We start from the raw sequence: 16,356 nt of genomic DNA on the forward strand, positions 1-16,356 counted from the left end.
CCTGCTTTATATATCTATTTTTTGTTTATTCTTTTTAGCTCCATAAAAAGGTTTTCCATCGACTGTATCGAACTCTAAAGCAACCTCTGGATTAATCCAGCGTTGAACTCTTGATGGCATATCAAATCCAATAAGAATCAATACAACAAATGTTAAAATAAACGCAAGAGAACACATTGCGGTTCCTAAACTAAATTGTGATGCGAGCATTGCGCCTAATATAGGTGCACAAGCCCCACCCAAAGAACCGACATTATAGATAAACCCTAAACTTGCAGCTCGTTGTTCCACTTCAAAATAGCCACTAATAATTTTAGGTACCAGAGCACCGATACCCTGACCAAATACCTGTTGAGTGAATATAAGCAGACCGAGTAACCATACATATTCCCTATCTACTAAAAAAACTGGAATTATGACAAGTTGCCCAATAAGAAGAGAAATCACATATGCTTTACGGGTTCCCCACCAATCCCCCATAAATCCGCCAATACAACTTCCAACAGCAGAACCAAAGCCAGCTAATGTAAATATCAACGCAACAGTTTCAGGTGAATACTGCATATCAACCTTCAACCACGTTGGCAGAAACGCCTGTAGTGGCCATCCATAAAGGAAGCAAAACATCACGACTAACATTAGCATGACACCTGTTGGCCAACGTTTTCCCATACTCTGGCAGATAAAGCTAATAAACACCCCAGCACAGCACAATGCCATTATCGTAATTAATAACGCGTTTGCAGTTACACCTGAAAAACAGACATAAAGACAGGTAAATGCAACACCAGACAATAAGATGTTTTTATACTTATTTTTTTCTTTGTATAAAATATCAATCATTGTTCTTATAGGTTTATTTTCAGCCTGACGTTTTTTCCAGTCATCTGATTCTGGTAAATTTTTTCTGAGATAAAATGCAAAGAAAATTGGTATAATTCCAACAAAGAAAAGAGAGCGCCATCCCCATTCAGGAACAATTAAGCTATAAACCTGAGCAGCAAGCCCTCCTCCGATTGAAAACCCCGATATCAAAAAACCACTTGCTTTATTTCTTAATCTGACTGGCCAACTTTCAATAACATATGTGACACTAGAACCATACTCTCCAGCCATTCCAAGCCCAATAACAATACGGGCAATAAACATAACTGTATAGCCAGGTGCTAAACCGCAAGCTAAAGTACCAAGAGAGAAAAGGACAATACTTAAAACCATTGCCATTTTCCGCCCCCACTTATCAGAAAGCGCCCCTATAACCAGCCCACCAAACCATCTAGATATAAATGCAGCAGAGATTAAACTGGCAGCTTCAACTGTTGTCAGTCCAAACTCATGTTGAACCTCTGTAAGAACCAAAGAAATTAATACAAAATCAAAGCCATCAAGTAAATATCCAGTCCATGCTGCTGCAAATATTTTCCATTGTCGAGGCGAGAGATGTTTATACCAAACCTTTTTTTGCATATCAGATTCCATATATGACCCCATATAAATATATAAATGAATAAGGAAGTATATTAAGTTCAAAATATTATTTATTAATCACCTTTAGAGTAGGCTCATTCCATTTAACAAAAACAATAAAATGAGCCTTCATAATAATAAGGATTAATAGCTATTTTTTTCTTCCAATAATTTTCTAGCCAAGATATTTAACTCAGGAAGATATTTTTCATCAACAGGAGAGAATGGCGATCTGCATACAGGAGAATTAATTACCCCCATATATTTTAATAAAACTTTAATACCAGCAAGCACACCTGTTTTAATTAATGTATCAATAACTCCATTACAATCACTTTGGATTTTTTGAGCACCTAATACATCACCAGACATTAATAAAGAATATATTTTCTTATAACGCCATCCCATAATATTATAAGTACTACCAATCCCGCCATTCGCACCCGCAATTATTCCAGATGCAAATATTTCATCGAAACCATTATATAGGGTCAAACTAGGATGGGCTCTTCTGATTTGTTCCATTTGAAATAAATCCCCAGATGTTTGTTTTAATGCACATACACCTGGTAATTCAATCAACATATTCATTTGTTCTAAGGATAATCGAACACCACTTAATACTGGTATGTTATAAACTACCATAGGTAATCCATCAGCAGCATTAATAATAGATTTATAGTGCTCACAGATTTCTTGAAATGAAAATGGATAATAAAAAGGAGTCACCGCAGAGACAGCATCAAAGCCATATTTTTTAGCTGCTTTTGCTAATTCCTGACTTTCACGAGAACTAATTCCTCCAACATGTGCAATTAAAGCTAATTTTCCTTTTGCTTCTTCTGCAACAACCTCAAAAACAGCTTCTCTTTCTTTAGCATTTTGCAAAAATGCTTCCCCTGTAGAACCACCTACATATAAACCATGCATATTTTGCTCAATATTAAAGCGTACTAGGCGCCTGAGACTATCCACATCAACATTTTGTTCACTATCAAATGGAGTTGGTAATGCTGAAATAACGCCATTGAGTACTGATGTCATACTTATCTCCGAATTTATCTGTATATAGTTGCTTCTTTGTTTGCAAGGCAAAATTGGTATACCTAGTACACCAATCTATACCTAAAAAAACCACATAAAAAAAAATATTATGTGATCTTTTTCAAATTATTTTTGCATGAAAAATAAAATATCCTTATAATTCAATTGATAACAAAGAAAACAACGTTCTAAGTATGAAGCTATATTGTTAGCTCAATGACATGAAAATTTAGTGCTCTAGATAAACATATTTTTCTTAATAGTAAATTTACTAATTAAGTGACAGAGATTAATACTATCCAATACCTAAATTTTATAAATAGTGCTCGATATAACCATTCCATCTATTTATAAAATTATTAATACAAATAAAAAAATTTAATTACACGGTACATTTAGCATAAAATTTGAATGATCCATTTATCTAAAAAAATAATAAACTCAAAAAGATAAAATAAAAAAATATTATTCGTACTAATTATTATTTTCATTTAAATCTTAAAATATTTAGTTTTTTTTATATATAAAATAAAAGCGATCTGTTTTATAACATTTATCATACAATTTAAATTCATTTAAGAAATACTCCGGATATATATCTCACTTTAATTAATACCTACCTCACAGAATATGAAATTCCCCCTAATTATCATTGACGAAATATAACTTCAGCAGTAAATATAATAAGTAATGATTATAAAAACAGTGACCATCTTTGAAGATGGCTTTTTTAATCCTCAAATTGTCTCATTTTTTAGACAAAGAGATATTACAGAAACCACGGGAGAATTTTCGTATGACTCAACAAGATACAGCAACTCATTATTCGATTGATGATATGAAAGCATTAATCGAGACAATGCAAATTTATAAAAAAGATAACAGTGGCAAGGGGATCACTCGTATTGCCTATGGCGAAGAAGATGAAGCCGCTCATCTGTATCTTGCTAGTTTAATGAAAGAAGCGGGTCTTGAAGTTTATCGTGATGGTATTGGTACACTTTATGCACGATTACCAGGACAAGATCGTTCACTACCCGCTGTAGGTACAGGATCTCATCTTGATACCGTTCCTCAAGGTGGCGCTTATGATGGAGCATTAGGTGTTATCGCAGGATTTTATGCCTTAATGCAATACAAACCACAACAACTTAAACGTGACCTTGAACTAGTTGTTTTCCGCGCAGAAGAGTCTAGTCGTTTTGGCTTTTCCTGTATTGGCAGTAAAGTATTAACAGGAAAAATAGATAAAGAACGTTGGGAACAAAATAGAGATGATGACGGCAATAACTTCTTTGAAGTGCTAAAATCTTTGGGCTATCAGCATGATAATTTTGATGATTGCTTAATCACAAAAGATCGTTTTAGTGCCTTTGTTGAGCTTCATATTGAACAAGGTAAACGCCTCGAGAATGACAAAAAAACTATTGGTATTGTCAATGGTATTGCAGCACCGACACGTTTTTCAGTTACTGTTAATGGCCATGCTGATCACTCTGGTGCAACACCAATGTATCAACGTCAAGATGCTTTAGTAGCAAGTGCAGAGATTATTACTGATATTAACCGTGCAGCATGTACTGAAGCCGTCTATGGCACAGTAGGTACAGTGGGTAAACTCAATGTTACCCCTAACTCTATGAATGTCATTCCAGGGCAAGTAAAATTTTCGGTTGATATTCGAGGTATTGATACAGAAAGTATTCAACGTGTTGTACAGCGCCTAAATAATAGTGTTGAAAAAGCAGAAAAAGATTTTGGTGTCGCTATTGATGTTCAACCGATTTCTGCTGAATCGCCAGTCAAATTAGATGATTCAATTTGCCAAGTTATTGAAAGCTTGTGCCAAAAACACGATATCAGCTATATGACAATGCTAAGTGGCGCAGGCCATGACTCAATGAATATAGCGCCACTTTATCCGACTGCAATGATCTTTACACCTTCAGTTGCTGGTATTAGTCATCACCCTGATGAATTTACCGAATTTAGTGATATTGCTGTCGCTGCAGATTTATTAGCAGAAACATTAGGCACATTAGCAAATCAATAATTACTAACTATTTGTTTTAAAAGGTTAATTGCATCATTTCCCTTGGTCGCTTTTAACCATAACTTATCAAAAAGAGATTGATATTGAAATATCGCCTCAGTTGAAGAAGTTACAGTGGCAATGCCCGTACTGACATTAGGGAATTCACCTAAGCGGAACGGGCTAACGGCTAGAGAAAGTGGTACTTTATCTTGATAAAATAATTGGAAAGTTAAAGACGGCATAGTGTCTGAAATGATTGCAATATTAAGATAACTATTTTTTTGTTCTAACTTTTCAATTAAATGAAGAATTTCATTTTTTGCCCGTTTTTTTCTTTCTTGTTGCAGTGTTTTAGTTAAATTAACCGAACCTAACATGCCAACATAAAGAAATTTCTCAATTTGTTGCTGGCTAATAAGGTTATAAATATGAGGTGAATGTAAGGACTGATGTTTCTTACGCTCTTTTAAAATAGACAAAACTTCTTGTTGTTTCTCAGACAAAAGGTTTAAAGGTGATGCCTCTGTTAACATTTCAACCAATGTTTTGTCATAACAATCTGAAGTTAATAAGTAAGAGAAAGGTTCGAAGTGGGTATAAATATGTGAAGATTGAGTTTCAAGTTGGCGCATTCGTTCAAAAAAGCCATTTGCACTTGAATAATATTCAGTATTAATGCCCAACAAACTGGTTAATGAGGTATTTAATAATCTAGCAAGATTATCAAGTGTTTCAATTTTAACAATTTCGCCTTTTTCTAACCGATATACAGCAGCACGAGAAATACCCAAGCTTTCTGCTACATCTTCAGCTTTTAATGAAGAGGCTATGCGGTAAGCACGCAAGCGATATCCAATGGATTGGTAATCTATTTTTTCTCTAGGTATGTAAGGCATATTTATAATTGGCTCCCAAATGCACAAAGTACTAGGGTAAAGTAACGGCACAATAATAAGACGTCAGTTCAGATAGTTTAAATTAAACCAAAAATAAAAAGAATCACCTTCCTCACAATGAGGTAAATAAAAGTAGTTTGCAGTAAAAAGTTAGTCTATATCAATAAACCTGCTTTTAGCAGGTAACCTCACCAGGGTTAAAGTAGTAAAAATTAACAATAAAAAAACAAAAAGTGCTGTTAATGGATATAACAGCACTTTTTTATTATTCATTAACTCACATTTATTAATCCATAAAAGATCAATCAAACACATATAAGTTGCTCATTAAATGAGCCCACGATGTAAATGCATAAATAAAAAATCATACAATATCATTATTATATAATAATAAAGCTTATCTTCTTTCACTCTAACACTAATTCACAAGATTAATTAACTTCAAAATAATTTAAAATATTTCTTTTTTGAAAGGCATTTAGCCGGTTATCGATAAACTACCCGCCGCTCAAAAAAATAAAGGAGTATTAATCATGAATAAGTATTCAAAAAATATATCACCTAATTTTCATTACATTTACAATATAATGAAAATAAACGAAAAATATAATAAATGGGATAATTATAATATCGAAAAAGGTTATACTGAAATAACCTATAGCTTTCCTAACTGGTCTGCATTAAGAGGTAATAAATATAAAACAATTACAACATTTACAGAAAAAGGAAAAGATTTAGTTAGAGAAAAACTCCAGCAATGGGAAGATGTTGCAAATATTAAATTTATTGAAGTAAGTGGGGAACAAGATACAGACATTAAATTTGGTCTGTATAATAATATTAATGAACTTGGAGGTTACTCAAGCTATACAACAAAAGGATTTGCCTATAAACCAAACAGTTTAGAAAAAAATAATAAAATAATAAAAAATAAAATAGAGAAAGTTGAAGATTATAGTTTTAGTGGACAAGTTTGGATAAATATTTCAGACATGAATGTCATTGAATACATAAGTAAATCAACAATAACCCCTGAACAAAAAATAAGAGTAAATCAATTTAATTCTAAAAATAATAATATTGATTATATAGTTGATGAAAACAATAGCTATTATTTTCTACTAAAAAATAATAATGCTCGGGCTCATATTGATAATACAGAAAATGTACTTAAAGAAGGCTCTAATATACAGCGAGTAATTAATCATGAATTAGGACATGCTCTTGGTTTAAATCATACATTTACTAATAAAAACACAACTAACCATGCAGAAAACACCACTAAATACTCAATAATGGCATATAATTATCCTGAATTTAAAGATGCTGATTTTAAAGGCATGACTCCATTAACCCTTCAGTTAATGGATATTTACGCTATTCAAGAAACATATGGACAGAATAAAGCTACACGCATTGGTAATACCATTTATGGTTTTAATTCTAATACAAAAAAAGATTGTTATTCATTAAAAACATCTGAAGATAAACTTATTACATGTATTTGGGATGCTGGTGGCATAGATACATTAGATTTTTCAAAATATAACGTTAATCAAAAAATAGATCTGAATGAAGGGAGTTTTTCTGATGTAGGTGGATTACGTGCAAATATTTCTATTGCCTATGATACTGTTATTGAAAACGCAATAGGAGGTAGTCAAACAGATATCATATCTGGGAATAATGCTAATAACAGCCTATTTGGTGAACTTGGTGATGACACTTTATACGGTAAAAGAGGTAATGATATCTTATATGGTGGAGAAGGAAATGATTATCTTTATGGAGAAGAAGGCAATGATTACTTATATGGAGAACAAGGAAATGATTCTCTGATAGGTTCCGCTGGCAACGATTACTTATATGGTGGGCAAGGAAATGATTATCTTTGGGATCACGAAGGGAATAATACTCTTGATGGTGGATTAGGTAATGATATTTTACTTAGTTCTGAAGGGGATGATGTACTTAATGGGGGAGAAGGCAATGATTATTTAGATGCAGGGATGGGTAATAACAAATTAACAGGTGGTACAGGTTATGATACCTTTAGTTTCAATATTAAAGATAATAATTCCTCAAATTTAATTACTGATTTTGAATCAAGCATTGATAAAATCTTTTTTTATGAAAAAACAGATAATGGTAATATTATAAAGAACATTAATATTGTTAATTCAAATCATCTAAATAATGATGAAGGAAATCTTCATTATGACAATATTAATAACATTACAAAGTTAAAAATAAACACAGCAGATAAATTAACGCCTAAATATTTAAATATTGAACTCGTCGGAAAATACGAACATGAAGATTTATTCTGTTAATTAAAATATCGCTATTACTTCCTATATTACTTGATAATAAATTATCAAGTAATATATTAAACACTTTTAGTTATAAGAATATTCCATAAAAGAATAGAAAGTCTTATTTAAAATAATAATAACAATAAAAAAAATCCCCACAGAAAAAGTAACTTTAGATTTATTTACATCATTAAATTATTCTGACTTAAAACACCCCTGACTTCACAATTATTTAAAATCATATTTTACCCCTCTAGATTAATATCAATAAATGTCTATCTTTATTATTTCTGGCACTAGCTAGATAATAAAACTATTTTCAATGTGAAAATAAACTTAAATTAAACTTGATATCCGGAGGATATTATGGGTTCTTCTTTATTAAAAAAAGCAGTAGGACTATCTAATGTTTCTGATTTATTAGATAAGAGTGATATTTTTTATAATTTCTCAGCTATAACTCTACGTTCTTTTAATTATGATGATGCAGGAAAACATATTGCACGTGAAAATTCCACATGGAATGGAAAGTCTGTTATTGGACAAGCGGCTGAGGTGACATATTCATTCCCAACTTGGGCGGGTAAAAAGTTTAATGATTTCGGTGATAAAGATCCCTATGGATTTAATTCAAAACAAAAAGATCATGCAAGGCAATCTTTAGATGCATGGTCTGATATTGCAAATATCAAATTTACCGAAGTAGCGCCAGATGTAAAATCAGATATTACTTTTGGTAATATTACTGATCCAAACGGCAAATTCCAAGCTTATGCAACACTACCAAACACACCTAGTTATTATGGACGTGATATTTCAGGTCAAACTTGGTTTAGTGACAATTATTATGCAGGTAATACAACACCTGAATTAGGTAATTATGGTCGTTTAACTATTATCCATGAAATTGGTCATGCACTTGGCTTAAAGCATCCTGGCGATTATAACGCAGGGCAAAATGTACCTGGTTATTTAAAATCTGATTACGCTGAAGATAGTCGCCAATATACTGTTATGAGCTATTGGGATGAAAAAGAAACTGGGGCACATTTCCAAGGTGCTTATGCTGGCGCTCCTCTACTTCATGATATTTCAGCCATGCAATACCTTTATGGCGCAAATACAACAACAAGAGTTGGTGATGATGTTTACGGTTTTAATTCAAATACAGGTATTAATTATTACACGGCAACAAGCAGTAATGATAAATTAATATTCTCAGTTTGGGATAGTAGTGGTAACGATACTTTTGACTTCTCAGGATATTATCAAGATCAAGTTATTGATTTACGTGAAGGTCATTTCTCTGATGTTGGCGGACTACAGAAAAACGTTTCTATTGCACAAGGCGTTACAATAGAAAATGCAATCGGTGGCTCTGGTAATGATATTATCTATGGAAATGATGCTGATAATATTCTCATCGGTGGCAGTGGTGACGATCAACTGCATGGTGGCCGTGGTAACGACATACTGTATGGTGGCAGTGGTCAAGATATATTATGGGGCGATGATGGTAGCAATACTTTTATTTATAAAGAAATCTCCGACTCTCTAGCCTATGCTGCTGACAAGATAATGGACTTCAAATCGGGTATTGATAAGATTGATTTATCAGAATTAATCGAAAATACCTTTAGCCATAAATTCCTTAATTTTGTTGATAACTTTACAGATCGCTCGAATGAAGCAACCATTAAATATGATCAATCAGCAAACTCAAGCGAACTCACTATTAATGCTTCTGCTTATGGATATAGCCATGATTTCAAAATTGACATTATAGGATTTGTTAATTACGAAACTGACATTATTGTTTAATTTATAATTGAGTAGGAGAAAGACATTTCTCCTACCTTTCTTTTACCTATAAGGAGTTATTTTTATATTATCTTATTAAAAAAAAGATAGAGTGTTCACTCTTTATTGATAGAAAAAATGCAGTAAATAGCAATAAAACAGATAAAAATAAAATCAGGAATAACATTATGTCAGTAAGCAAAAATAATAATGAAATAACAGATATTATAAAAGAGAGAAAAAAGGTATTTCTTTCCATTGGAATATTTACAGCCTTAATAAATATTTTAATGTTAGTTCCATCCATTTATATGTTACAAGTTTACGATCGAGTATTACCTTCAGGTAATGAAATGACTTTATTAATGCTAACACTTATTATGTTAGCATTATTTATTTTTATGGGAGGGTTAGAATACTTAAGAAGTATTATTGTCATTAGAATGAGTAACAAGCTTGATTTATCTTTAAACTCAAGAATTTATACTGCTGCATATCAAGCAAAATTAAACAAAACCCCCGGAATTAATTCTTCTTTAGCATTTAATGACTTAGTGACTATTAGGCAATTTATTACAAGTCACGCCATTTTTACTTTTTTTGATTTACCATGGTTCCCTATTTACCTTCTTGTTATTGCATTATTTAATCCATGGTTAGGATTATTTGCATTGTGTGGTGCACTCGTTTTATTTTCCTTGGCAATTCTTAATGAATATTTATCTCGATCATCATTAAAAAGCGCCAATGATTTTGCTAATCAAGCACAAGTAATACAAAGTCATCATTTTGAACACCCACAGCCTATTGAAGCAATGGGAATGTTGGGTTATTTACGTAATCAATGGCAAATTACTCACTTTAAATATCTACAGGCACAAACTCACGCGAGTGATAATGCAGCTGGTGTTAATGCAATAACGAAAGTGACTCGAATGGCACTGCAATCTTTAATGCTAGGATTAGGTGGATGGTTAGCAATAGATAATACAATTAGCCCAGGAATGATGATCGCAGGATCAATACTATTAGGTCGTGCTTTAGCGCCAATTGAACAAGTTATTGCTGTATGGAAAAACTGGGATAGTAGTAAAGAAGCTTATAAAAGGTTAACCACACTATTAAAAACGTATCCTGAAGAAAATAAAAAAATGGCGCTACCGGCTCCTAAAGGTGAATTGACAGTAAATATTAATCAAGCTCAATACCCTCAAACAGAACGCACACTATTAAATAATATTCATTTTTCACTAAGTCCCAGCGATGTACTTGGCATTATTGGCCCTAGTGCTTCGGGTAAATCCTCTTTAGCTAAATTTATTGTTGGTATATGGGAAGTTAAAACTGGTGCCATACGTCTTGATAATGCAGATATATATCAATGGAATAAAAGTGAAGTTGGCCAATATATTGGATACCTTCCCCAAGAAATTGCCCTTTTCCCCGGAACAATTGCCGAAAATATTGCCCGATTTTCTGAAATAGATCCTCAAAAAGTCACTCAAGCAGCGATGATGGCAAATGTTCATGAAATGATTTTACGTTTTCCTGATGGCTATGAAACCGTTATTGGCGCTCATGGCGAAGGATTGTCAGGAGGACAACAACAACGTATAGCATTAGCTCGTGCATTGTATGGTGATCCTACTCTAGTTGTTTTAGATGAACCCAATTCTAATTTAGATGACTTAGGTATTAAGGCTTTAATACAAGCAATTCAAATACTTAAACAGAATAAAAAAACCGTCATATTAATCACACATCAAAAACAATTACTCTCAGTAACCAATAAACTCTTAGTACTGTTCGATGGTCACACCAAATTATTTGGTTCAACAACAGCAGTTATTGCAGAGTTAAATAAATCATCAGTAATCAAAAGTACACCAACAACAACGCCTATTACACAAAGCAATATTTAATATTGAGAAGACTATTATGATCACAAAAAAAAATGAAATCGATATTGTTCATGGTATTTCAGATGATCCTAGAAAATTCTTAATAATAGGATGGTCAGTTATTCTTTTAGGTCTTGCTATTTTTATTTTTTGGGCAGCCTTTGCACCTTTAGATAAAGGCGTCTCTACGAAAGGTAATGTTTCAATTTCGGGTAATAAAAAGAGTGTTCAAGCTTCAATAGAAGGTATTATTACTGACATTTTAGTGAAGAATGGCGATAACGTAGTCGAAGGGCAAACGCTTATTCAATTAAGTCCTATTCAATCAAAAGCCTTAGTAAAATCCTTATCAGAACAATATGATAATTTACTTGTTACTCAACAACGCTTATATGCTCAATTAAATGAAAAAACAGAATTTATCCTAGACCCTAATGAAAAATATTATTCTCATTCGGAAAATTTAAATAAATTATCCCAACTACAAAATAAATTACTTAATGAAAAGTATATTGAATTGCATAGTGAAATAAATGGCTACAATGCGATTATTGATGGTATTTCTAATCGCTTAGTTCATTTAAAAAAATCTACGCTAAATAAACAGCATCAAATTAATAGCCTACAAAAACAGATCAAAGATTTATACACACTTGCCAATGAGGGTTATATTCCTCGTCATCGTTATCAAGAAATTGAGCGAGAACTCGCTGAAAATAATAACCATCTTAATGATACATATGGGCAAATAAGTACATTAGAAAAACAAAAATTGGAATACCAGCAAAAAATATTGCAGCGTAATGCTAATTTTTACCAATCAGCACGTACTGAACTTAACCAAGTTCAGTTACAAATAAGTGAAACAGAAAAACAACTTATCATTGAAATAGATAAACTAAAAAAGATGCAAATTACTGCACCCATTTCGGGAATAGTAATGGATTTATCTGTTTTTACTCAAGGTGGTGTTGTAAGAACAGGTCAAACATTAATGGAAGTCGTTCCTCAAGATCATCAATTAATTATTGAGGCACGCTTAGCTCCTCACCTTATTGATAAAGTTACTCTTGGTCTTCCTGTTGATTTAATGTTTAGTGCATTCAATCAAAATACAACACCTAAAATTCCTGGAGAGGTAACATTAATCTCAGCGGATAGACTGATTGATGAAAGAACAACAGAACCTTATTACCAAGTGTTTATTAATGTTAAAGATAATAATCTTCTTACAGATGATAAAAATAAATTAAAGGCAGGAATGCCGGTTGATGTATTTATTAATACAGGTGATCGTTCATTACTAAATTATCTCTTCAAGCCTGTTTTAGATAGGATCCACACTTCATTGACGGAAGAATAATAATGCGAATAAAAAAACTCTCTATCATTTTATTTATATGGATGCTAAGTTTTCACGCTTTTGCGATCACACTTTCCGATCTCTATTTCTTAGCAATAAAAAATGACCCTACATTTAATGCTGCGATTAAAGAGCAGATTGCGGGTAAAGAGTATGAGAATATTGGGTTATCACAATTACTTCCAAGTATACATGTAAACTATCAAAATAACCCTCGAAATTGGCAACGAAAAGTTTATCCTATTAATACGAATCAAGGAGAAATAGAAAGAACAGAATATCAAAACTATCAAAGCCATTCTGTCAGTGCAATTATTAGCCAACCGCTTTTTGATTACACCGCATTTAGTGATTATAAATCATCAATAATCAAAACATTATTATCAGACAGCCGTTATCAAGTGAAATTTTCTGAGCTTGTGATCAGATTAGTGGATAATTATATAGAATTGGCTTATGCGCAGGATAAATTATTATTAAATCTTTCACAGCAAGAAATTTATAAAAAGCAACTAACATCAAGTCAGCGTTTATTCGAATTAGGTGAAGGGACTATAACTGATATTTCAGAGATCCAAACACGATTATATTTAACTCAATCTCAATATACGGATATCCAGCTTGAGTTAGATAATGCTAAAAATAAACTAAGTTCAATGATTGGCACGCCATTGCCTTACGCAGAACATATAGCGAAATTAAGTAATAATAGTTTTATATTACAACCTATCACACCCAATAATTACGAATCATGGGAAAATGAGGTTATGCAAAACAACCTCAATATTCAAACAGCCCGTTATGAAATGGCAATAGCAAAACAAGAAGTAGAAAAAAATAGAGGTGAATTTTTCCCAACAGTGCAACTCTATGCTTCTTATTCTAATAGTGATTCTGATAGCAATAATACCGTAAATCAAAAATATCAATCAGCAAACGTTGGATTTTATGTCAGCTTGCCTTTATTTAATGGTGGAAAAACAACAGCTTCAATGCGCCAATCTACTGCCTTGTATCAAATGAGTGCTTTTGAAAGAGATGCCATTATCCAACAAATCACGCAAGAATTACGTCATCAATACCAAATATGTACAACTAGTAGCATTAAATTGAATGCCTATGAGCAATCTGTTTCCTCTGCAAAATTGCAATTAGATGCAACTCAAAAAAGTTATATTGGCGGGCAGAGAACAATGGTTGATGTTCTTAATGCTGAAGAATTATTATATCGTTCTCAACAAGATTTAATTAAAGCTAAATATGATTACATTCAGGCTTGGGCATTATTACATCAATATACTAATACATTAGATATTGAAAAAATAAAATTAATTGAAGGCTATTTTCAATAGAGTTGATAATTTCTTTGATAACATATATGAATATAATTATAAAAGTCCTAGATCGTGTGTAGATATAGGACTTTTAATTATAAGCAATCGTTAATTACTTATTTTAGCTAGCGGGTATCATCACTTCTTTTTATTACCGTACAACGTTAATACACGGTGAGTAAGAGCAATTGATGCTAGACCGATAAAACACTCAGCTAGGAAAATCAGCATAAATTACCCCCATTCATAAGTACATTTTGTTTGGGCGGGGGTTCTGATAAAGTAAAGTGACTTGTCATATAATGCTTAGCTAACTCCGATTTAATGGACACATTTTAAACCTACCATTAAAACCAAAAAGAGCAAAATATATTTTTCAACAAAATCCATTTTTGGACTTTGATCACATAAAAACAACACAAAAAATCAAATCTATGTCATTTTAAAAGTTAAATTTATTTGCTCTTTTATAACCATCTTGTAAAAAAGAAATAATTTTAAAATCAGTTAATTAAAGAAAACAAATGTTAAATCGCCCTGCTTTTCTACAATAGGTTTTACCTTTAACTGGCTTATAATAGATAATATCTCTTTTCGCTCTGGACGAACTAAAATAATCGCAATTCCTTGATAGTTATTCTCTTCAATTAAATTAACTAGTTGCTTAAGATCATAATATTTATTTTGCACATCAGGGTATGCTAGACCATAAGCCAACTCTCCTTTCGTCTCTGTTAAACGAATATCAGTGCGTTTTAAACCCCATGCTAAAGACGTACCAATCCCAACTTCATCTGTTAAAAGATAAGGCTTATTTGCTAGCTCACTATAATAGTGATTAATTACCTTTTCAGGAGTGCTTTTGCTTTCTACTTTATGAGGAATAGCATATCCAATTACTAGACTTAATCCTATCGAGCAAAATAAAGTCAGTAACCGTGTAGGTTTAAAGAATGAAGCAATTCCCATCACACTCCAGCATAAAAAGCCAGCAATACCCAGCAATATTTTATATTGCTCATTGGTTTCATATAACGTAAATCGTGTAGAGAAAAGTGAATAAACAATAATAGAGACACCTACAAGCCCAAAAAGTGTATTTATGATCGCATTAATATTATGAATTTTCTCATTTTGTTTATTTCTTAGTTCTTCTATGTAATGTGCAATCAAGATAGAAAGTGGCACAAAGCAAGGTAACATATAGGTTAATAACTTACCGCTAGAGGCAGAAAAAAAAGCAAAAAATAGAAATAACCAAAACGAAAAATAAAGAGTTCCTTTTTTCAATAAAATAGCTGATTTAATAGCCCCAAATAAGAATCCTAACCAAGGCAAAATACCCAAAATAATAATAGGTAAATAAAACCACATAGGTTGTGATCTTGCTGTTCCTTTTTCAACAAAGCGTTGAACATGCTCAATCCAAAAGAAATAGTGCCAATAATCAGGAGCTTGAAGCGCAACTGAAATAACCCATGGGCCAGCAATAATAAGCATAGAAATAAGCGCTATTGGTGCATAACAAAGGACTTCTTTAAAACGAGATAAGCTAATTGCAGTTACAACAAAAACTAATGCCGGTAATACAACAGCAATAAAACCTTTAGTTAAAAAACCTAATCCACAGAAAACACCAACTAAAAGATAAGCGCTGATTTTTGATTTTCTATTCTGTGCAGATAATCCACTTAAAAAATAATACATCGCAATAGTGACAAACATTGTCACAATAGGATCAAGAATATTATAGGTACCAATAGCTAATACAAGAAACGAGGATAAAAACACGACCAGTGCATTAAACGCCAAATTACGGTTATGCCAAACTAGCATCGCAGCACGATAAACAAATAAGCCAGTTAATAAAGTTGAAGTGACAACGACAATACGAACAGAAAAATTACCACCACCAAATAACCATTGTGCAATACTGTTAAGCCAATACCCCAACACTGGCTTTTCAAAATAGCGAATATCCAGCATGTAAGGTACAGACCAATTACCTGATACAAGCATTTCTCGACTAATTTCAGCATAGCGGATCTCATCTGGTTGCCAGAGTAGTCGCGTTTCGAGAGGAATGAAATAAGTTAAAAGTATAAAAATAAAAAGTAGAAACCATTTATATCTTTCTACAAAATCAACACGCATATATTCCTCGTCAAAATAAAACAATATCACTTTATACGAACCATTCA

The 16,356-nt window shown here is 32.3% G+C and carries 10 protein-coding genes; 6 read left to right on the forward strand and 4 right to left on the reverse strand.

What is annotated here, in order from left to right; all coding sequences use genetic code 11:
* Positions 1 to 6: 6 nt before the first annotated feature.
* Both QSH13_RS11675 and nanA read right to left on the reverse strand, forming a co-directional pair.
* Complete coding sequence (locus QSH13_RS11675) at positions 7 to 1,479, reverse strand: MFS transporter (protein WP_162556466.1); 1,473 nt, start codon at positions 1,477 to 1,479, stop codon at positions 7 to 9.
* 132 nt (positions 1,480 to 1,611) lie between these two features.
* Positions 1,612 to 2,511, reverse strand: coding sequence for an N-acetylneuraminate lyase (nanA, locus tag QSH13_RS11680; protein WP_286039162.1), 900 nt, complete (start codon positions 2,509 to 2,511; stop codon positions 1,612 to 1,614).
* A 796-nt stretch (positions 2,512 to 3,307) separates the two neighbouring features.
* On the opposite strand from nanA, the gene QSH13_RS11685 reads away from it, so the two are divergent.
* On the forward strand, positions 3,308 to 4,564 hold the full coding sequence (locus QSH13_RS11685; protein WP_109397005.1) for a Zn-dependent hydrolase: 1,257 nt from the start codon (positions 3,308 to 3,310) through the stop codon (positions 4,562 to 4,564).
* Here QSH13_RS11685 and QSH13_RS11690 read toward each other — a convergent pair.
* Positions 4,558 to 5,442: a helix-turn-helix domain-containing protein gene (locus QSH13_RS11690; RefSeq protein WP_109397006.1), complete on the reverse strand. Its 885-nt coding sequence runs from the start codon at positions 5,440 to 5,442 to the stop codon at positions 4,558 to 4,560. The two genes, QSH13_RS11685 and QSH13_RS11690, sit on opposite strands and share 7 nt — an antisense overlap.
* A 533-nt stretch (positions 5,443 to 5,975) precedes the next feature.
* Between QSH13_RS11690 and QSH13_RS11695 the strand changes: the two genes are divergently transcribed.
* The 5 genes from QSH13_RS11695 to QSH13_RS11715 all read left to right on the forward strand — a co-directional run bounded on the left by QSH13_RS11695 (position 5,976) and on the right by QSH13_RS11715 (position 14,173).
* Positions 5,976 to 7,775: a M10 family metallopeptidase C-terminal domain-containing protein gene (locus QSH13_RS11695; RefSeq protein ID WP_286039161.1), complete on the forward strand. Its 1,800-nt coding sequence runs from the start codon at positions 5,976 to 5,978 to the stop codon at positions 7,773 to 7,775.
* 348 nt (positions 7,776 to 8,123) lie between these two features.
* Positions 8,124 to 9,578: a ZapA family metalloprotease gene (zapA, locus tag QSH13_RS11700; RefSeq protein WP_109397008.1), complete on the forward strand. Its 1,455-nt coding sequence runs from the start codon at positions 8,124 to 8,126 to the stop codon at positions 9,576 to 9,578.
* Positions 9,579 to 9,745: 167 nt separating this feature from the next.
* Entirely contained in the window at positions 9,746 to 11,479 is a 1,734-nt protein-coding gene (locus QSH13_RS11705) for a type I secretion system permease/ATPase (protein ID WP_109397009.1), read from the forward strand.
* Between the two features lie 16 nt (positions 11,480 to 11,495).
* Complete coding sequence (locus QSH13_RS11710; RefSeq protein WP_286039160.1) at positions 11,496 to 12,821, forward strand: HlyD family type I secretion periplasmic adaptor subunit; 1,326 nt, start codon at positions 11,496 to 11,498, stop codon at positions 12,819 to 12,821.
* A gap of 2 nt (positions 12,822 to 12,823) precedes the next feature.
* On the forward strand, positions 12,824 to 14,173 hold the full coding sequence (locus QSH13_RS11715) for a TolC family outer membrane protein (RefSeq protein ID WP_286039159.1): 1,350 nt from the start codon (positions 12,824 to 12,826) through the stop codon (positions 14,171 to 14,173).
* Positions 14,174 to 14,662: 489 nt separating this feature from the next.
* On the opposite strand, the gene arnT is transcribed toward QSH13_RS11715, so the two are convergent.
* Positions 14,663 to 16,309: a lipid IV(A) 4-amino-4-deoxy-L-arabinosyltransferase gene (gene arnT, locus QSH13_RS11720; protein WP_286039158.1), complete on the reverse strand. Its 1,647-nt coding sequence runs from the start codon at positions 16,307 to 16,309 to the stop codon at positions 14,663 to 14,665.
* Between the last annotated feature and the right edge of the window lie 47 nt (positions 16,310 to 16,356).

Origin of the sequence: Proteus faecis, from assembly GCF_030286765.1 — a bacterium.
Taxonomy (GTDB): domain Bacteria; phylum Pseudomonadota; class Gammaproteobacteria; order Enterobacterales; family Enterobacteriaceae; genus Proteus; species Proteus faecis.